The sequence below is a fragment of the Pseudomonas sp. TE3728 genome, from assembly GCF_056279145.1.
On sequence record NZ_JBWBQT010000001.1, the window covers coordinates 1,196,183 to 1,215,900 of the forward strand.

Below are 19,718 nucleotides of genomic sequence, written 5' to 3' on the forward strand. Positions count from 1 at the left end.
CAGATGAAATGGCCACTTGTCGAACGTGCGTGTGTCGATCTGCCAATCTTCACCATCAGTGTCTTCGACCACAGCGAGCACCTGCTCGGCGCTGACGTTTTCCGAACGGAACAGAACCCGGTTGTTTTCATCCAGCACAGCCATGAAACCACTGCCCAAAACCTTGGTGCGGCCTACGGCTTCCCGAAGCGCTTGCAGTTCGATCTTGTAACCGACATACCAGATACCGATGACTGCGCCGCGAGCGTCGAAGATCGGTTCATACCCGGCCAGGTAAGGATGGCCGAGCACGTCGACCAGACCATAGAACGCTCTCCCCTGGCGGATGGCTGCAATGGCCTTGCCTTTCGGGTCCAGTCGAGTGCCGATCGCCCGCCGCCCATCATCGAGCATGACGTTGGTCGAAATGCGCACGAAATCTTCGCCGTTCCTGGCGAACAAGGTCGCGCTGCCCCCACCCATATCGGCGGTTACAGAGTCGACGATACGGGAGTCGCTGGCCTGGGGATGCCCTCCGAGCAGCAAGTCGGGAACCGCGACATTGTCGACCAGGACATCCGAGTCCAGGCTTGCGCCGCCCATCGACGTACTGCGCTCTTGCAATAAACGCATCCCATTCTTCACACGGTCGCGCAGCAGCGTGTCGGTGACTTGCAGAAGCTCTTCCACGCTCTTGAGCTTTTCCTCGTTCAAAAGCTTGAGGTCCGCGTGGGCGACGTCGATTTCATGCAGCCCCACGAAGAACCCACCACCGATCATTGACAACGCGATAGGGAACGTAACCGCGATCATCAGGCGCGCCGAAATGCTCATACGAACTTTAGAAGTCAACTATCCGACTCTCCGAACTCAAGCGCCTCGCTCACCTCATCCAACGCAGCGAGCTCACCCACGGAAAGCACCCGGCCGATGTCCAGAAGAATGACCAGACGGCCGTCGACCTTGCCCATTCCCTGGATGAAATCGGTGCGCACATGCCCGACGAAGGCCGGCGGCGGCTCGATGTCCGACAGATTGATTTCCAACACTTCGTTCACTGCATCGACCAATACGCCGATGACCTGTTGCTGATCGCCGCGATCCACTTCGAGGATGACGATGCAGGTGCGCCGGCCGACTTCGGTCGGCCGCCCACCGAAGCGCACCTCCAGATCGATCACCGGCACCACTGCCCCACGCAGATTGATCACGCCGCGGATGCTGGGCGGCATCATCGGCACACCGGTGAGTTCACCGTACTCGATGATTTCCTTCACGCTCAGCGTGCCCACGGCAAACTGTTCGCCGGCCAGGGTGAAGGTCAGATACTGTCGGGTCTGCAGGGAGGCTACGTGATTGTCCAGCTTGATCGACTGTCCCACGGCATCACTCCTGGAAACGCACGAAACCGCTCGGCACCGCCGAATTACCAGTTTCAGCCAAGCGGCTGATGGCCGGCAGGTTGGTAACCACCCTGGACCTGGCAGAGGCAGTCAAGAGAGGCGCGCCGCGCTCATGTTCACCGTGGCCCGTGAGGCTGAAAAAACTCATCAATTGCTGCAACTGCTCGGCCTGCCCACTCATTTCCTCGGCGGTGGCGGCCAGCTCCTCTGAGGCAGAGGCGTTTTGTTGAGTGATCTGGTTAAGCTGGTTCATCGCCGTATTGATCTGGCCCACGCCGGAAGATTGTTCGGCGGATGCGGCGGCGATTTCCTGGACCAGGTCGCTGGTCTTGGCAATGCCGGGAACAATCTCGTCGAGCAAGCTGCCGGCACGCTCGGCCAGGGCCACCGAGCCTTTGGCTACCTCACCGATTTCCTGGGCGGCGACCTGGCTGCGCTCAGCCAGCTTGCGCACCTCGGCGGCGACCACGGCAAAGCCTTTGCCATGTTCACCGGCACGGGCGGCCTCGATGGCGGCATTGAGCGCGAGCAGGTTGGTCTGGTAGGCGATGTCATCGATGATGCCGATCCTTTCCGCGATGCTCTTCATCGCGCTGACCGTGTCCTTGACCGCCACGCCGCCTTCAGCGGCCTGTTTGGCCGCGTTGCCCGCCATACCGTCGGTGACCCGGGCGTTTGCGGTGTTTTGCTCGATGGAAGCGGACATCTGCTCGACCGAGGCCGAGGTTTCCTCGACGCTGGCTGCCTGCTCGCTGGAGGCCTGACTCAAGGACTGTGCTGTAGCGGAAACCTCCTCGGAGGCGCTGGTCAAGGCATTGGCCGATCCACGCACCTCGCCGATGATTTGTGAAAGCTTCTCTACCATGCTCTTCATTGCGGCGAGCATGCTGCTGGTATCGTTGTTGCGCAAAGGTATCGTTACGCCGAGATCCCCCGCTGCTACCCTGGACAGCACCTGCGCCGCAAACGCCGGCTCGCCGCCCAACTGCCTGAGCAAACCACGGGTGATAAGGAAGGCGATCAAGACTGAAACCAATACCGCTGCAATCAGCAGACCGATGAGAATCTGCTGCGCTCTGTTTGCAGCCACATCACTTTGGTCGTAAGCCTCTGTAGCCAACTGGTCGTTGACGTCGACAATGTCCGACAACACATCATCGACCGTCTGAAACAGCTGCGTGGTCTCGTTGTTCATGAGATTCGTAGCGTTCAAGTTATCGGTTTGCGCGAGGGTCAAGACCTTCTTAGCCGAAGATTCATAAGGCCCCCAGGCGGTATCAAACTTCTTCAACAGATCCTTTTCGCGGTCAGTCAGAGAGGTCTTTTTATATTTATCGAGTAGTTCAGCCATCCGCACTTTATTTCTCTCCATGTTCTCGACAATCTTGTCCAGCTCGGCCTTGTCGGAAATCAGATAGTCATAAAGCGCACGGTTATGATAAATGGCCTGCATGTTGGCATTCGCCACGTCTTTGATAGGTACCAGGTTGTTGGCGTACATTTCATTGAGCATGGTGTTAATGTTATTGCCACCCGCCAAACCGACCAACGCGATAATCAATGTGATTGATATAACGGACGCGAAGCCCAAGCCCAGCTTCGTCGCAACGGAAACACTCTTCATTTCTTACTACCTTTAATAGACCTGACTTTTCCGAGCCAACATAGTCGCGCCTGCCATGGACGCCCGCACCCCTGTCGCCAGGGTGCAGGCGACACGCGGAATCGCCAGGCGACGAGCACTGGAAAGATGCGTGGACCACGGCATGATCGATTGCCATGCTCGATACGGATCCGCCACATATTGATCGGGTCGCTGAGGGATACCGGTATCGCTCGCTATGCGTCGAAAGATTGACGGCAGAATGCCATCAGCCATGATGCACGCCACGACCATTGATCAGCCATCAGACGCTGCTGGTTTTTAAGTGAGCATTTTGGAGGTTGCGGTAAGCACTGCCCTACACCGAGAGGCACGGTGCTACCAGCGAGTGGTGATCGCCAAACCGCTGCATCGGCAAAATCTTCGAACGTGTCGGCCCGGCAATGCCTGGGCGCTCACGTAAATAGGGTACTGAAGGACATGTTCATCCATGAGCAATTTCTATACCGGTGGTTGCCCTGGGACATACGGATCGTGCACAGCAGCAAACAAAATTGATTATCTGCTGTTGTCGCCAGAGCTCTTTCTAAGGGTCAGCCCTTTCCAGGTCTTTGATAAAACCCCACAAAACTCCAGTCAGGGTAACGAAAGCATTGTTCCATTTTGGAATAGTCGAACCTGGTGGGCCGACTGTCCCAAGCTCGCCTGACAGGCGGCCGTGATGGAGTTGACCTTAAGCGTTAAGGGCCAGGGAGGCCGCGACGGACACTGGCGACAATGTCCGAGGTGCGCAAACGATCAGAAAGAACGTCGGACACATCAAACAAGGCTTGGCCAAACAGAAGGCACGAGGCCCACACTCATCAAGCTCTCCACTGCGTCCCGACTGCAACAGCCATTTTGGACTTTGTATGCGTGCAGTCAGGGTCGGCACGCGCTGTTCGCCGCAAAGGATGAGCCCGCACGGCGCAGTTCGTCAGATACAAAATCCCAAACTATGTGTTCGCAGGTCAAATGGCATAATATGCCAATGATCGAAAGAACCTGTTTGCCGAAAGCTGGAGCTCATTATGGCGACGCGAAACGTTGTGCTCACCCCTCACCAGGAACAGGTTATCCAGGACCTAGTGCAGTCCGGCCGTTATCAGAATGCCAGCGAAGTGATGCGAGAAGGTTTGCGCCTATTGGAACAGCGCGTAGCCGAAGACACCGCCAAAATTGAGGCCCTGCGTCAGGCGACCTCGATCGGCATTATGGACCTTGAGCACGGGCGCTTTACTCAGGTGAACGAAGGGGATCTGGAGCACTACCTCGAGGGCTTGAGCCTGGAGGCAACGATCCCCGCGAGAGAGAAACACTAAGCATGCCGCAGTATCGGATTTCCAACGCTGCGCGCACAGACATTGTCGACATCCTCAGGCTCTCCCAGGCGCAGTTCGGCGATCAAGCACGCCAGCGCTACCAGGCGCTGATCCTCGCGGCGCTGCAAGCGATTGCCGACACGCCTTATCGCGTTGGCAGCCACGACCGCGATGAGCTTGCACCGGGCCTTCGCAGCTATCACCTCATCTATTCACGCCAGCAGGCCAAACAACTTCATGGCGTAGTCAAAAGTCCGCGACATATCGTGTTCTATCGTGTAGGAGACGGCGACGTGATTGAGATCGTCCGACTCCTCCATGACGCCATGGAGGTGCAGTTGCATCTGCCCAACGACTAATCACCGACCTGGCCCAACGGTTTAACTGGCCATAAACGACGAAGGTAAGGCGTCGCCCTCTACACCTCAACCTGAGCGCCCTCGCTGTCAGCCGACTCGGCGGCCAATTGAAGTGGGAGGTTCTGGGTCCGACCGGGCTATCGAGACCCACGACCACAAACACGATGTTCAACTTTGTTTACCACTTTCAATGCTGAACAACCGTTTCTTAGGCGTTCTCCGTGGCCAGGCGCCTGGCATTACGCTCCAACTGCCGATGGACACGCGGATCAATGCCCCTGGCGACCTGTGCCCGCGCAACATCACGCAGAGCACGAGCATCTCGCAAGCTAACTTCAGGATAGGTACCAAGCGAAATACGGGGTTGCTTATCCGCCCAGGAAAAGCGGAAGTGCCAGCACTTGGCGCCTTTGGTATTTACGAAAAGGGCAAGGCCGTTGTAGTCAGGGAGGGTGTAGCCCTTTGCACGGGGTTTGGCATGCCGGACTGCAGTGTCGGTGAGAGCCATCTTACAATCTCCGTCTCGTTTGAATAGAGGAGATTTGTACGGTTTCCAGTGAGGTGAGTACCACGAAAAAACGATTTATCAAATGCCGAATTGATGTACTAAATAATGTACTGAAAAATTGTGGCTATTGATGTATCAGAATGGACTTTACTGGAACAAAAAAAGAGGCCGAAGCCTCTTTTTTGGGTTTCTACATACTTCAATGGAAGCCTATAGAAAAATAATTGGAGCGGGAAACGAGACTCGCATCTGGTGTCCGACCCATTGAAATCTAAAGGTTTTGTAATATCCCCCCAATGGGAATGGACTCATTTTTTGACTTGTTCGGAGGGCATGTCAAGAACGAGAAGAACATAAGTCCGAGTCGCGCTACCGAGTGCTTTCTACAGCCACGCGGAGAAGTCAGGCCGTGAGTATCATTTTCCACACGATTGCCGCGATGGTCGGAGGTATGTCGATCAGCTGTGTTCTCTCGTTTATCGTGGCGATTCAAAAACGACATCGCCCGATCGAACACCACTCCAAATATCGAACGCCGCAAAAGCGGCCTCGCCGTCGATGGACTCTTGATGACCATGGTATCGGAGCTCCCCGCACCTAACTGACAGTCAGTAACTAAAATCATGCCCCAACTCTTTCTGCATCCACTCCAGGAATCGTCTGACCCGAGGGAAGTGTGCGTGGGCCCTTGGGAAAACCAAGTGGTGTGCAGTAATCGAAGCGCTCAGCTCCGGCGCTACCTCTACCAACGCACCGCGTGCGAGATAGTCCTGCGCCAGCAAGGTGCTTTCGAGGGCAAAGCCGAGCCCGTGGCTGGCAGCCTCCAGCGTCATGTAGGAACGATCGAAGCTGAGGGTGTAGGGCTTCTCGGGGCGTGACACACCATGTTGGGCAAACAACTGCGGCCACTTGATCAGCGTGGCCTCCGATAGGATCAACTGGCTGTCCAGCAAATCCGCAGCGGTCCGGATCGGGTGTTTTTCCAGCAGCTTCGGGGAAGCCATGACTGCAATCTGTTCATTGCGAATCGTCCGCACTTCGTAGCTGGGCCAGTTGGGCATGCCATGGCGGATGTCGACATCAATTTTGTCGCGACTGAAGTGCAGCGATTCGTAGGAGCACGAGAGATTGAGCTGGATGTCCGGATGACTCTGGCGAAATTGCTCCAGGCGCGGCATCAGCCACAACAGGCCGAAACTGGGCGACGAGTGCAGTCGCAGGCAATCCAGGCTGACATCGCTGGTGGCCCGTTCGGTGGCAACGGCCAGACTGTGCAGGATGCCGGAAACCTCAGTCAGATATTGCTCACCCACCGGCGTTAATGTCACCCCCCTGGCCGTTCTGAGAAACAGCTGCCGCCCGATCATCGCCTCCAGTTTGGCCAATTAGTGACTAACCGCCGAGGGCGTCAGGTCGAGCAATTCCGCCGCACGCGCGACATTGCCGAAACGCGCAGTCTGTTCAAAGGCCTGAATGGCTTTCAGGGGTGGTAGTACCGCAGGTGCATCGCCGGGTGAGCGCATGATCGTTGTTATTCCCTTGCAGGAGGCATAAGTCGGGCGTTTAGCCATTCAACCATTCGAGCATTTGCTTGGCGAGTGCTGAATTTTTTTCAGCACCGAGTGACATTCGCGTTATTGCTCAGGGTTGCTCTGAAGAACAAGCTGAGTCATCGGTTCTTTGCGGATCGACCCAATAAAAACAATCAGAGGTACTCTTCCATGCTTCTTCAAGGCAAAGTCGCGATCATCACCGGTGCAGCTTCTGCACGTGGCATCGGCCGCGCTACAGCGACCACCTTCGCGCAACAGGGGGCACGCGTGGTGATTCTCGATCTGGACGAATCCGCCGCACGCGATGCCGCTGCCTCCCTGGGCGAAGGCCATCTCGGTCTGGCCGCCAACGTCGCCGACGAATCCCAAGTGCAGCAGGCTGTCGCGAAAATCATCGAGCACTTCGGTCGCATCGACATCCTCGTCAATAACGCCGGCATCACCCAACCCCTCAAGACTCTGGACATTCGCCCTTCGGATTACGACAAGGTGCTGGACGTCAGCCTGCGCGGCACCCTGCTCATGTCCCAGGCGGTGATTCCGATCATGCGCCAGCAGTCCGGCGGCAGCATCGTGTGCATGTCGTCGGTTTCCGCTCAACGCGGCGGCGGCATTTTCGGTGGCCCTCATTACAGCGCCGCCAAGGCAGGCGTGTTGGGCCTGGCCAAAGCCATGGCGCGGGAGCTGGGGCCGGACAAGGTGCGGGTCAACTCCATCGCCCCCGGCCTGATTCACACCAACATCACCGGCGGTCTGATGCAGGATGAACGCCGCCACGCCATCATCGACGGCATCCCGCTGGGACGTCTCGGCGAAGCACAGGATGTGGCCAATGCGGCGCTATTCCTGGCCAGCGACCTATCCTCATACCTGACCGGCATCACTCTGGATGTGAACGGCGGCATGCTGATTCACTGAGTACATCTGGGCGGGCCTGCAAGGCCCGTGCGGTTCTGGATCGATGACACAGCCAGGCTTGATTGCCTGGCGGTCAATAAAAACAAGAGATCAGACCATCATGACTACCCTGTCGCTCGAAGCGGTTTCGACCGTGCGCTCCAACGCCTACCGTAAAACCGCGTGGCGCCTGATGCCGTTCCTGATGCTGTGCTACCTGTGTGCCTATCTCGATCGCGTTAACGTCGGCTTTGCCAAACTGCAAATGATGAACGACCTGGCGCTCAGCGAAACGGTCTACGGGCTGGGCGCGGGCATGTTCTTCATCGGCTACTTTCTCTGCGAAGTCCCCAGCAACATCATCCTGCATAAGGTCGGGGCGCGGGTCTGGATCGCGCGCATCATGATCACCTGGGGCATCGTCTCTGCCCTGTTCGCCTTCGTCGAAACCGCGTGGCAATTCTATGCGCTGCGCTTTTTGCTCGGCATTGCCGAAGCCGGTCTGGCACCGGGTCTGCTGCTGTACCTGACCTATTGGTTCCCGTCTTACCGTCGTGCCCGTATGACCGTGTTGTGGTTCATCGCCATTCCGTTGTCGGGGATGGTGGGCGGTCCGATCTCTGGTTGGATCATGACTCATTTCGCCGGTGTACACGGCTGGGCCGGGTGGCAGTGGATGTTCGTGCTGGAGGCTGTGCCCACCGTTGTGGTTGGACTGCTGGTGTTGAGCTATCTCAAGGATGGCGTGCATCAAGCCAGCTGGCTCAACGACGACGAAAAAGCGTTGATCACCCGCGAGCTGGCCGAGGATGACCAGAAAAAAGTAACGCATGCCTCTATTGGCGAATTCATCCGAGACCGTCGTCTCTGGTTACTGGCCGCCATCTACTTCTGTGTGGTGATGGGTCATTACGCAATCACCTTCTGGTTACCTACCCTGGTGCGCAACGCAGGGGTGTCCGACCCGATGAAAATCGGCCTGCTGACCAGCCTGCCCTACCTCTGTGCGATTGCCGCAATGCTGTATGCCGGACGCAGTGGCGACAAACACCGCGAGCGCCGCTGGCACCTGATTGTTCCGATGATTGCCGGTGCCATCGGTCTTAGCCTCGCGGCCATGGTGGGGGGGAATGTGATGCTCTCCATTCTCAGTCTTTGCCTGGCCGCTTCCGGAATTCTGTCCGCGACGTCGATGTTCTGGATGTTGCCCACCACGCTGCTCGGTGGCGTATCCGCTGCCGCGGGCATTGCGGCGGTCAACAGCTTCGCTAACCTCGCCGGCTTCTGCTCGCCCTACCTGATTGGCTGGATAACCACACTGACCGGTTCCAGCGCCATCGGCATGTATCTTATCACTGGCGTGCTGCTCGCCGGTGCCACCCTGGTGCTGCGCATTCCGGCCGCCTTGGTCAATCGTTGATTTACGGAGTTTTCACATGACGACTAATCCTTCATACGTTTCATCCAAGACCCTGGTAGAGCGCGCTCACAACATTCGCCACCACGCGCTGCGAATGGGGCAAGTTCAGGGACAAGGCTACGTCGGCCAGGCCCTCGGTGCCGCCGACCTGTTGGCAGTGTCCTACTTCCATGCCCTGAGCTATCGGCCCGAAGATCCTGAATGGGAAGAGCGCGATCGCTTCTACCTGTCGATCGGTCATTACGCCATTGCGCTGTACGCCGCATTGATCGAAGCCGAAATCATCCCGCTCGATGAGCTGGAAACCTACGGTGCGGACGACAGCCGCCTGCCGATGTCGGGCATGGCCGCCTACACGCCGGGCATGGAAATCACCGGTGGTTCACTGGGTCAGGGTCTAGGCATCGCGGTCGGTGCCTGCCTGGGCCTCAAGCGCAAAGGCTCAACGGCCTTCGTCTACAACCTGCTGTCGGACGGCGAGTTGAATGAAGGCTCAACCTGGGAAGCGGTGATGTCGGCGTCGCACTGGAAGCTCGACAACCTGATCGCCATCGTCGACGTCAACAACCAGCAAGCCGACGGTCACTCCAGTGAAATCCTGTCCTTTGAACCCATCATCGATCGCTGGCAAGCGTTTGGCTGGTTCACCCAGCGCGTTGACGGCAATGATCTGGAGGCGCTGGTCACGGCGTTCGATGCCGCCCGCAATCATCCTGGCACTCAGCCATGTGTGATCATCTGCGACACCAAAATGGGCAAAGGCGTGCCCTTCCTCGAAACCCGGGAGAAGACACACTTCATCCGCGTGGAAGAACACGAATGGGATCTGGCACTGAACAACCTGGAAGAAGGAAAAAACCAATGAGTAACGCCGCCAACACTCCGACTTCGACTGCCGAACCGACCAAGAAACGCCTGACCACCTCAGCGATGATCGCTTCGATTGCCTCAGAAGGCCAAACCACAAAATCCGCGCCTTTCGGTCATGCGCTCGCGGCGCTGGCAGAACAGCGTTCAGACATCGTCGGCCTGTCCGCCGACCTGTCCAAATACACCGACCTGCATATCTTCGCCAAGGAACATCCCGACCGTTTCTATCAAATGGGCATGGCCGAACAGTTGCTGATGAGTGCGGCCGCGGGTATGGCCCGCGAAGGCTTCGTGCCTTTCGCCACCACCTACGCGGTGTTCGCTTCGCGCCGCGCCTATGACTTCATCTGCATGGCAATTGCCGAAGAAAACCTCAATGTCAAAATCGTTTGTGGGTTGCCCGGCCTCACTACCGGCTACGGCCCAAGCCACCAGGCCACCGATGACCTGGCGATCTTCCGCGCCATGCCCAACCTGATGATCGTCGACCCGTGCGATGCCCTGGAAATCGAACAGGCCGTGCCCGCCATCGCCGCGCATCAGGGGCCGGTATATATGCGTTTGTTGCGCGGCAATGTGCCGCTGGTGCTGGACGAGTACGACTATAAATTCGAGATCGGCAAGGCCAAGCCCCTGCGCACCGGTAATGATGTGCTGATCATCTCCACCGGTTTGATGACCATGCGTGCACTGGACGCAGCCAAGGAACTGCAAGCGGACGGCGTCGATGTCGCCGTACTGCACGTACCGACGATCAAACCACTGGATGAGCAAACCATTCTTACCGAGGCAAGGAAGTCAGGGCGACTGGTGGTCACCGCAGAAAACAGTTCGATAATTGGCGGTCTCGGTGAGGCCGTTGCCGGAGTGCTGCTGCGCAACGGAGTGACGCCAACCTTTAGGCAGATCGCCTTGCCCGACGCGTTCCTCGATGCAGGCGCCCTGCCGACGTTGCATGATCGCTATGGCATCTCCACTCAAGCCGTGTCTGCTCAAATCAAAGCCTGGCTTTAACGGCGAGGACAAGGCACCTGGCAACAGGTGCCATTGAGTTCGATGCAAAGGGAGGGGAACGTTGAAGCCACATGAACTGCTAGATCCCGAATTCCACAGTTTTCTGATCACTGGCACGGATCAATGATCGATCGGTACACTGCCGGCCATCAGGGAGCGCGTCCATTCAACCTATAGGACTCAGCATGTTGGCGCTGATGCGATTTTGACCCAAGGTGTTCAACTGCTTCTGCTCAATTTTTGAGCAGGAGAACACAGGGTGATCAGCATGGAAATGATGGGCAAAATTCGGCGCATGTATTTTCGCGACAAGCTGTCGCTGCATGAGATAGCCAAGCGTACCGGGCTGTCGAGAAACATCATCCGAAAATGGGTCAGAGAGCCCGAAGCCACTCAACCGGCGTACCATCGGTGCGTATCCTTCAACAAACTCAGTCCGTATCAGCAGACACTGGAGCAGGCGCTCAAGGCCGATTCGTTGGGCAAAGCACAATCGCAGGGGCGCCAAAGCACTCTTCGAACAGATCAAGGCCGAGGGTTACGACGGCGGCTACAGCCAGCTCACCACCTTCATACGCTCATGGCGCGGTGAACAAGGCAAATCCCTACGGGCCTTTGTCCGTTGACGTTCGCACTCGGTGAGCGTTGAGACCTCCTCACTGCACTCCGCTTTTATCTTCCGGCCGAATATTCAAGCTGATAAATTCGAATCTCATGGAGCATTGATAGCGCAATGACATCACGGTATAACAGCCACAATGCAGCGGGCCCCTCACTTCCAAGCAATGAATCCGGGCCGCACAAAGCTGCAACATGGCTCCCTGAATCGATAAAAAAAAGAGGGTACTGGGCTCAAGATTTTATCTGTTGAACCGACATAGAGGCAAATCGTGGTCGCTTTGAGCACCACGCACTAGCAAACGTTTGCACAGAGATAGTAAACGCTGACGTGAGAGGCTTGTCATACAAGCCCTCTAGGGGGTTGTGCAGGACGCTTAGCACCTTGGAATGTGATACCTGATTATCGGCTGCCAGATAAAAAATCAATAAATCAACAAGCCAGGATCTAACCGGTGAAAAGCATCCACTCCCGTACTGACGTGTCTCCCGTGTCGCGTAACAGATTGTTCGCCCTCGAACAGCGAATGCTCTTTGATGGTGCGGCGGCTGTCATTGCCGACAACGCCGTGGTGCCGCGTAGCGGTGCCGAGGACGCCCATGTAGCGATCAGCGGCGTCAGTGTCAGCGATGATACCGCCACACAGCACATCACCTTGAATGCCAGCCACGGTACCTTGAGCCTGGCGAACACCAATGGACTTACCGGGCTGACAGGCAATGGCGGCGCGAGCATCAGCTTCAGCGGCTCGCTGGCGGACATCAATGCCGCCCTTAACGGCATGTCTTTCGCGGGCGACCAGAACTTCAATGGCAGCGCCTCGTTTACCTTGACCAGCGACGACGGCAGCAGCATCACCAGCAAGACCATCAGTATCAACATAACCCCCGTCAACGATGCACCTGCGATTTCCGGCAGCGGCCCGGCGCTGCAAGTGGACGAAGGGGGCTCCGCGAGTTTCTCCGGGGCAATCAACACCGCAGATGGCAAAGGTTTCACCCAGGCCAACCTGGGCTTGAACGATGTCGATAACGTGCAGCAGCAGGTCATCGTCAAACTCACGTCATTAGCCAGCGACGGCACCTTGCTGCTCAACGGCAAGGAATTGGGTGTCGGATCGAGTTTCTCCATCGACCAGATCGCCAACCTGAGCTATCGCCACAACGGCGACCAGGTCACGGCCCCCGCAGGCCTCACGGACGCCTTCACCATCACCATCGATGACGGTGCCGGTGGCGTCCTCCACGACCAGGTCGTGCAGATCCACATCAATCCAGTCGATCAGGCGCCCACATCGAGCGGCACGATCACCATTATCGAGGGTGAGCAAAACGTCAGCCTGACCGACAACGGTAACCTGATCACGCCCGTCGGCACACCGCGCGGATCCATTCGGATCAGCGATCCGGACCAGGCCCCCGGCGTCGATTTCAGCTATACGCTGGCCTCCCTGCCGACCCATGGCACGCTGTTCTATGACGGCGTGGCGATTACCAACCCCACATTCGTCATCAATGACCTGAGCAAGCTCACCTATAGCCACAATGGCAGCGAGCCCAGCGCGACGGGCACGACCGACAGCTTCAACCTCAACGTCACCGACGACGGCGGCGGCACGAATACTCCGAAGACCTCGACGTTGACCGTCAACCTGACGCTGCTGCCCAACAACGACGATCCCGTTCTGGACCACAGCATCACCCAGACCCTGAACCCCGGAGAAATGACACGGGTGGTCACCAGTGCCATGTTGCAGGTCACCGACACCGACTCTTTCTCTTCCAGCCTGAGTTATACGCTCACCGCGGTACCCGACAGAAACGTGGGGTACTTCACCTTGAACGGTAATCTGCTGGTGGTCGGGTCGAAATTCACCCAGGCCGACGTCAACGCTGGCAATGTGGTGTACCACATGCGCGCCTATACCGGTACGGCGCGCACCGACAGCATGAGCTTCACGGTCAAGGACGGCGGCGTTCGCCTGTATCCAAGCTCACGCGATGGCGGCATCTACGACACCGACGACGCCAACAGTACGCTGACGGTCAATACCTTCAGCGTCAACGTGCCACCCGAGATTGCGACGGCTCCTGGCGCGATCCCTGCCGATCCACCGTCCAATGCCATGCCCGTCGTCGGTGGAGACAAGACCGCGACGCTCAATGAAGCCGGCACTTACACACTGACCGCCGCCGACCTCAATACCACTGACGATTTCACCGCGGCCGACGGGCTGACCTACCGCGTGCTTGTTACACCGGGCAGCGGCACCCTGCTGGTCAATGGTGTCGCGATCGGCGCCTTCGGCACGTTCACTCAAGCCGACGTGAACAACGGGCTTGTGACGTTCCAGCACAGCGGCGATGAACACTTCGTCGACAGTTTCCAGTTCTCTGTCTCCGACGGTACATTGACCACCGCGACCGAGAGTTTCAGCCTGAACATCGTGCCGCAGAACGACACGCCCACCGCGGTCAACGATGGCCGGGTATTCACCGCCGAAGGCGGCACCGTCACCATCACCAACAGCAATATCGTGGTCGCCGACTCGGACAGGCAAGGCGATGCCGGCGGCGGCACTCAATACGCCGAGACCAACGATGTGGTGCTGCAAATTACCGTGCTGCCGCAGTTCGGCCATCTGACCCTGAACGGCGTGAACGTCACGCTGAACCAGGCGATCACGGCGGCGCAACTGGCGGCGGGCAACCTGAAGTATGTCCATGATGGCAGCGAAAACTTCACCGACAGTTTCACTGTCGTACCGGTGGACGATCAGGGCGTGGCCATCGCGGCGGGCACCAATCAATCGAGTACCGGCGCGGCCCTGGTCGTACCGGTCACCATTTCACCGGTCAACGACGCGCCTGAATTCAGTGCAAAATCCCAGTTGATCGACGGTGAGGCCGGCGCCATCCGCGAAGGTCAATCCGCTGTCATTGGCGGCGCCACCGGCTATGCCAATGGCGATGGTTCAGGGTCGGTGAATGGCCCGGTGGCAGGTGCGCACCTGGTCTACAGCGACGACGACAACTCAAGCGTGCAGCGGCAATACCGACTCACCGCGATTCCGCAAAACGGCAACCTGATGCTCAATGGCGGCGTGCTGGGACTTGGATCGGTGTTCACTCAGGCCGATCTGGACGCCGGTCGCGTCACTTACCAGCACAACGGCAGCGAAACCAGTCACGACTCGTTCTCCTACGTCGTCAGTGACGGCGATTTCAGCGCCAACGATAACGGCTCGTTTGCCCAGGGTGCCGCCGCCACCGCATCGACCTACAACATCGAGATCCTGCCGACCAACGACAAGCCAACGGTGACCGCCCCCGGCAGTGCTATCAACCTCGACAGCACCACCGCCAGCAACAATCCGGTCGGCGGCTTCGTGGTGGGCGACCCCGATGACCTGGGCGGTAGCCCCAGCACACCGGACTCGGTGCAGGTCATCGTGCGCTTGACCCAGACTGACGGCACGGCCTTTACGGCCGGTGACTATACGGGCGTCACCCTGTCGGTTGGCCTCGGCGGCGGCGCTACACGCGATGGCGATAAAGACGGGAATGGCGATTACCTGGTGCTGCGCGGCACGCGCGCCGAAGTCAACGCGGCGTTGGCTACCCTGACCGCCAGCGTCAATGACCCCAGTAACGAAGATCACCAATACCGCATCCAGGTCATCGTCGATGACCGCTTGCGTGACGCCGGCGGCAACCTGACCACCGGCGCCAATGGCGGCGACGAAAACCAGGCGGCAACCCCAGGGGGCCCCGGCCAACCGATATCCGCCGTGGAATTCAACGGCTATGCCGACAGCGTCGCCAGCACTGATCTGAACCTTGCCCAGGCCAGCGTGTTGATTCGTGTTTCCACCGTCAATGACGCGCCCAGCGTCACAACCCCAGCCTCTGTTTTGATCAATGAAGACCGTCGAACCGCCATCAATGGCCTCACGGTGGTAGACACCGAGTCCACTGCGTTCGACGCCCCCGTCTCCGTCACGGTCAGTGTCCCAGCAGGTCAAGGCATATTGGGTATCGCTGGCACTGGCGCACAAACGTCCATCACCCTGGCCTCAGGTCGTACCGTCACCATCAGCGGGGATAATAGCAACAGCGTGACGCTGGTCGGGCGAGCCGACGATATCCAGTCGCTGCTCAACGATGCCAGCAACGGCTTGACGTATACCGGCGCGACCAATGCCAACCATGACGCCAACGGCGTGGCGGCAGGCGATGTCACGCTCAGTGTGCGTATTGACGAAGGCGCCGCCGCCATCGGCGGTGACACCGGCAGCGGCAGCGTCGCGCCGACGTCTCAGACAAGCCAAGTTGCCATCACCTTGCAAGCAACGAACGACGCGCCAACGGTAACAGCAGGCAGCGGCAACCTGGCGATCGGCCAAGGTGGCGTAGCAGTGGCCGTGCCCGGGTTCGTGATCGCCGATCCAGACTACAGCGATGGCGGCGGCATCACCGCGCCCACTGGTGAACCCAACTCCCCCGAGCAGGATTTCGTCCAGGTCACCGTGCGCCTGACCGACGCCAACGGCGTCCCATTGAACCAGGCGGCGTATGCCGACATTATCGTCGGATCGACCAGCTCACCGACCGAAGATCACACGACTTTCGAGGTCGACGACACTTACTCCGGCACAGGCAATGCGTTGGTGATCCGGGGCAGCCGGGACAATGTAAACGCCTATCTCGCGGGACTGCAGGTCACGCTCAGTGGCAGCCTTGCCAACACCGATACCAGCTACAAGGTACAAGTGATCGCCGACGATCGCATGCGTGACGTAGCGACCGGCACGCTGGATCCTGCTGGCTTGGCCAACGGCGGCCTGAATCCTTCGGGCGCCACGGTAGCCACCGCGCCCACCACCGTCATCGACCCCTACGCAGCGCTGCCTGGCTCGCTGGCGCTCAACATGGCGAGCAACACGCGCAACCTGTTCGTCTCCAGCATCAACGACCCGACCATCGTCACGGCGAGCGATGTCACGGTCAAGGAAGGTTCGACGACCCTGAACCTGACCGGCAGTGTGGGCGGATTCTCCGTCAGCGACCCGGACGCCAACGGCGCCAATACCTTTTCGGCGACCATTCATGTCAGCCAGGGCGTCATCTCCGGCGTGGGCGGCAGCGGCGGCACCATCGGCGGACTTGGCAGCGACACGATCACGATCACCGGGGCGACCGAAGCCCAGATCAATACACGCCTGCAGGCCCTGACCATCACCTATCCGACAGCGACGGGCGCTCCGGCGGGGACCGACTACACGGGCAGCTTTACCGTCACGGTCACCGTCAACGATGGTGGTAGCATCGGCCAGCGTCCCGGCGTCCTGAGCGGCGATACCAACGATGCCAGCCAGAACCCCGGCGACTTTGGCTACGCTGACGCCACCAGCGCCCAGCTGATTACCACCCGCACGATCAACGTGACAGTGACCCCGGTCAACGACGCACCGCTGGCCTCGGGACTGAGCACCGTCCAGACCGTGACCAAGGGCGGCAACCCGATCCGCCTGGACGGCGACGGCACAGTGACCGTCAGCGATACCGAGCTGGATGTGAATCCGGATAAATGGATGGGGGCGTCCCTGACCATCGGCCGCAACGGCGCAAGCAATGCCAACGATGTCTTCGGCTTTTTCGACAGTGATACTGGCAATGACGCGGTCGGCGTCCAGCTCAATGGCAACGACCTGATCGTTGACGGCGTGACCGTCGGTACCGTCAGCAATGCCTCGGGCAGTTTGCAGGTCACGTTCAATGCCAATGCCGACCGCTCGGTGGTCGGCAAGGTCATGGGCGCGGTCACCTACAGCAACACCGATCCGTCGACGTCAACCAGCTCCGACGTGCAAATCGAGTTCGTCCTCAATGACGAGAACCCTAATACCACGGACAGCGGCACTGCCGGTAGCGGCCAGGACCAAGGGGCCGAAGGGCAGAAAATCGCCACCCAGTCGATCACTATCCACCTCAATACCGCGCCCGTGGCGGTGGACGACGGCCTGCAAACCGTCCAGCAAGGCGATTCGGCCAGCGGTAACGTGTTGCCCAACGACAGCGATCCAGAGGGCAATCCCCTCAGCGTCAGCGGGTTTACCGTCGCCGGTGTCTCCGGCAGTTTCAATCCCGGGGACACCGCAACCATTACCGGCGTCGGCACCCTCACCCTGAACGCCGATGGCAGCTACCTGTTCACACCGCTGCCGACCTACCATGGCGACGTACCGGTGGTGACCTACAGCATCAGCGATGGCATGGGTGGAACCGATAGCGCCGACTTGACCATTCGCCTCAATGCCCCGCCCGTGGCGGTGAACGACGGCCTGCAAACCGTCCAGCAGGGCGATCCGGCCAGCGGTAACGTGCTGCCCAACGACAGCGACCCGCAGGGCAATCCCCTCAGTGTCACAGGCTTCACTGTCAATGGTGTTGCCGGCAGCTTCAACCCAGGCGACACCGCCACGATCACCGGTGTGGGCACCCTCACCTTGAATGCCGATGGCAGCTACCTGTTCACACCGCTGCCGACCTACCACGGCAACGTACCGGTGGTGACCTACAACATCAGCGATGGCGTGGGCGGAACCGACAGCGCCGACTTGACCCTTCGCGTCAATGCCCCGCCCGTGGCGGTGGATGACGGTCTGCAAACCGTCCCTCAAGGTAATCCGGCCAGCGGTAACGTGTTGCCCAACGACAGCGATCCGGACGGCAATCCCCTCAGCGTCAGCGGGTTTACCGTCGCTGGCGTCGCCGACAGTTTCAATCCCGGGGACACCGCGACCATTCCCGGCGTCGGCACCTTTACATTGAATGCCAACGGCAGCTACCTGTTCACCCCGTTGTCGACCTACCACGGCAACGTACCGATGGTGACCTATAGCATCAGCGATGGCGCGGGCGGAACCGACAGCGCCGACTTGACCATCATGGCCGACGCCAGGCCGAACGCCAACGATGACGGTGTCTTGCTGACCGACCGCGACACGCCGATTCCGTCCATCGATGTGCTGGGCAACGACACCGATCCGAACGGCTCCCCCTTGACGGTTACCCACGCCGAAAGCCCGGACGGCAACGTTTCGATCAATCCCGACGGCACCCTGCATTTCACCCCGGCACCCGGTGTGACGGGGGATGTCCTCATTACCTACGTGATCAGCGATGGACACGGCGGCAGTGACACCGCCCTGGTTCGGATTCACATCAACGAGCCGCCCGTGGCGGTCAATGACGGTGTCCACAGCGGGCTACAGGGCGATCCGCTCAATGGCACCGTACTCGATAACGACAGCGACCCGGAGAACGACGCGATTCATGTGGTCGACTTCAACGTCGATGGAATGGCCGGCACCCATGCGGCAGGCAGCAGCGTGGTGATTGCAGGTGTCGGCGTCTTTACGCTCGAACGTGACGGTAGCTACCGATTCGTGCCGGACAACAACTATCTGGGCGCGGTACCGACGGTCCGTTACCAGATAACCGACGACCATGGCGGCTTCTCCACCGCCCAATTGAGGCTGCGCATCGACTCGTCGACGCTGCCGTTGCCGCCGGCCTCCCAGGTGACGTCCGATCAACCCGCGCCGCCGGGTGGCGTCGAACGCTACGACTACCCGGACTGGCACCTGGATCTGCTGAGTGTGCAGCGCTCGATGGTGCCTAGTTTGTTCGTCACGTTGCCTGTAATGGACTCTCAAGCACAGGCCCGTGACCGACTCGACCCACTGTTGTCGGGCTACGGCGCTGCCATCAGCGGGCAAACGCAATCGGAGTCGATTGGCATAGGACTCGGCTTCGTGCCGGACCTGCACGTCACGCAGGCCGTACAAGACTCGCAAAAAACCGTTGATTACCAGGAACGATCGCTCAAGTTCAAGGACAGCGAATATTTCACCGGTGGCGACAGCCTGTTCGATGACTTCAACACATGGGTGCCCCACGTTAACGAGGCCTCCGTGAATGATGGCAAGCCTCACCAACCCAAGACCGCCGACTCTTTCAGTGATCAAGTGAAGAGGGCCGCAACGGAACGTCAGCCTCACTTGTTCAGTGACAAAAATCGGTCGCCAGCGCCACAGCGCAAAGGCTGAATCCACTTCTAGCACCCTA

The 19,718-nt window shown here is 59.0% G+C and carries 10 protein-coding genes and 4 pseudogenes; 8 read left to right on the forward strand and 6 right to left on the reverse strand.

Annotation, left to right across the window (positions count from 1 at the left end):
• Nucleotides 1–108: 108 nt before the first annotated feature.
• From ACZ89R_RS04760 to ACZ89R_RS04775, 4 genes and pseudogenes are all read right to left on the reverse strand, one after another.
• Nucleotides 109–813, reverse strand: a pseudogene (locus tag ACZ89R_RS04760) (Cache 3/Cache 2 fusion domain-containing protein); the annotation flags it as partial.
• A 14-nt stretch (nucleotides 814–827) separates the two neighbouring features.
• Nucleotides 828–1,361: a chemotaxis protein CheW gene (locus tag ACZ89R_RS04765; protein ID WP_429546520.1), complete on the reverse strand. Its 534-nt coding sequence runs from the start codon at nucleotides 1,359–1,361 to the stop codon at nucleotides 828–830.
• Nucleotides 1,362–1,365: 4 nt separating this feature from the next.
• Complete coding sequence (locus tag ACZ89R_RS04770) at nucleotides 1,366–2,472, reverse strand: methyl-accepting chemotaxis protein (RefSeq protein WP_429547900.1); 1,107 nt, start codon at nucleotides 2,470–2,472, stop codon at nucleotides 1,366–1,368.
• 9 nt (nucleotides 2,473–2,481) lie between these two features.
• Nucleotides 2,482–3,006 (reverse strand): annotated as a pseudogene (locus ACZ89R_RS04775) (MCP four helix bundle domain-containing protein); the annotation flags it as partial.
• 1,049 nt (nucleotides 3,007–4,055) lie between these two features.
• Between ACZ89R_RS04775 and ACZ89R_RS04780 the strand changes: the two are divergent.
• Together ACZ89R_RS04780 and ACZ89R_RS04785 are read left to right on the forward strand one after the other, a co-directional pair.
• Complete coding sequence (locus tag ACZ89R_RS04780) at nucleotides 4,056–4,346, forward strand: type II toxin-antitoxin system ParD family antitoxin (protein WP_429546519.1); 291 nt, start codon at nucleotides 4,056–4,058, stop codon at nucleotides 4,344–4,346.
• 2 nt (nucleotides 4,347–4,348) lie between these two features.
• Nucleotides 4,349–4,705 (forward strand): type II toxin-antitoxin system RelE/ParE family toxin, encoded by a 357-nt coding sequence (locus ACZ89R_RS04785; RefSeq protein WP_429546518.1) that lies wholly within the window; start codon nucleotides 4,349–4,351, stop codon nucleotides 4,703–4,705.
• Between the two features lie 208 nt (nucleotides 4,706–4,913).
• Here the strand turns inward: ACZ89R_RS04785 and ACZ89R_RS04790 are convergent, their stop codons facing one another.
• Nucleotides 4,914–5,213, reverse strand: a complete 300-nt coding sequence (locus tag ACZ89R_RS04790) for an Arm DNA-binding domain-containing protein (protein ID WP_429546517.1) — start codon at nucleotides 5,211–5,213, stop codon at nucleotides 4,914–4,916.
• A 608-nt stretch (nucleotides 5,214–5,821) separates the two neighbouring features.
• A pseudogene (locus ACZ89R_RS04795) lies at nucleotides 5,822–6,736 on the reverse strand (LysR substrate-binding domain-containing protein).
• A gap of 198 nt (nucleotides 6,737–6,934) precedes the next feature.
• On the opposite strand from ACZ89R_RS04795, the gene ACZ89R_RS04800 reads away from it, so the two are divergent.
• The 6 genes and pseudogenes from ACZ89R_RS04800 to ACZ89R_RS04825 all read left to right on the forward strand — a co-directional run bounded on the left by ACZ89R_RS04800 (nucleotide 6,935) and on the right by ACZ89R_RS04825 (nucleotide 19,699).
• On the forward strand, nucleotides 6,935–7,684 hold the full coding sequence (locus ACZ89R_RS04800) for an SDR family NAD(P)-dependent oxidoreductase (protein WP_429546516.1): 750 nt from the start codon (nucleotides 6,935–6,937) through the stop codon (nucleotides 7,682–7,684).
• A 100-nt stretch (nucleotides 7,685–7,784) separates the two neighbouring features.
• On the forward strand, nucleotides 7,785–9,083 hold the full coding sequence (locus ACZ89R_RS04805) for an MFS transporter (RefSeq protein ID WP_429546515.1): 1,299 nt from the start codon (nucleotides 7,785–7,787) through the stop codon (nucleotides 9,081–9,083).
• A gap of 16 nt (nucleotides 9,084–9,099) precedes the next feature.
• On the forward strand, nucleotides 9,100–9,948 hold the full coding sequence (locus ACZ89R_RS04810; RefSeq protein ID WP_429546514.1) for a transketolase: 849 nt from the start codon (nucleotides 9,100–9,102) through the stop codon (nucleotides 9,946–9,948).
• Complete coding sequence (locus ACZ89R_RS04815; RefSeq protein ID WP_429546513.1) at nucleotides 9,945–10,967, forward strand: transketolase family protein; 1,023 nt, start codon at nucleotides 9,945–9,947, stop codon at nucleotides 10,965–10,967. Before ACZ89R_RS04810 ends, ACZ89R_RS04815 begins: the two co-directional genes overlap by 4 nt.
• Nucleotides 10,968–11,244: 277 nt before the next feature.
• Nucleotides 11,245–11,610 (forward strand): annotated as a pseudogene (locus ACZ89R_RS04820) (IS21 family transposase); the annotation flags it as partial.
• A 466-nt stretch (nucleotides 11,611–12,076) separates the two neighbouring features.
• A complete protein-coding gene (locus ACZ89R_RS04825) occupies nucleotides 12,077–19,699 on the forward strand; it encodes an Ig-like domain-containing protein (RefSeq protein ID WP_429546512.1) in 7,623 nt (2,540 codons plus the stop codon).
• Nucleotides 19,700–19,718: the final 19 nt, after the last annotated feature.

Bases quoted from the DNA above. Each gene is read 5' to 3' on its own strand.
- ACZ89R_RS04780 (WP_429546519.1), top strand. From the start codon at position 4,056: ATGGCGACGCGAAACGTTGTGCTCACCCCTCACCAGGAACAGGTTATC.
- ACZ89R_RS04785 (WP_429546518.1), top strand. From the start codon at position 4,349: ATGCCGCAGTATCGGATTTCCAACGCTGCGCGCACAGACATTGTCGAC.
- ACZ89R_RS04790 (WP_429546517.1), bottom strand. From the start codon at position 5,213: ATGGCTCTCACCGACACTGCAGTCCGGCATGCCAAACCCCGTGCAAAG.
- ACZ89R_RS04800 (WP_429546516.1), top strand. From the start codon at position 6,935: ATGCTTCTTCAAGGCAAAGTCGCGATCATCACCGGTGCAGCTTCTGCA.
- ACZ89R_RS04805 (WP_429546515.1), top strand. From the start codon at position 7,785: ATGACTACCCTGTCGCTCGAAGCGGTTTCGACCGTGCGCTCCAACGCC.
- ACZ89R_RS04810 (WP_429546514.1), top strand. From the start codon at position 9,100: ATGACGACTAATCCTTCATACGTTTCATCCAAGACCCTGGTAGAGCGC.
- ACZ89R_RS04815 (WP_429546513.1), top strand. From the start codon at position 9,945: ATGAGTAACGCCGCCAACACTCCGACTTCGACTGCCGAACCGACCAAG.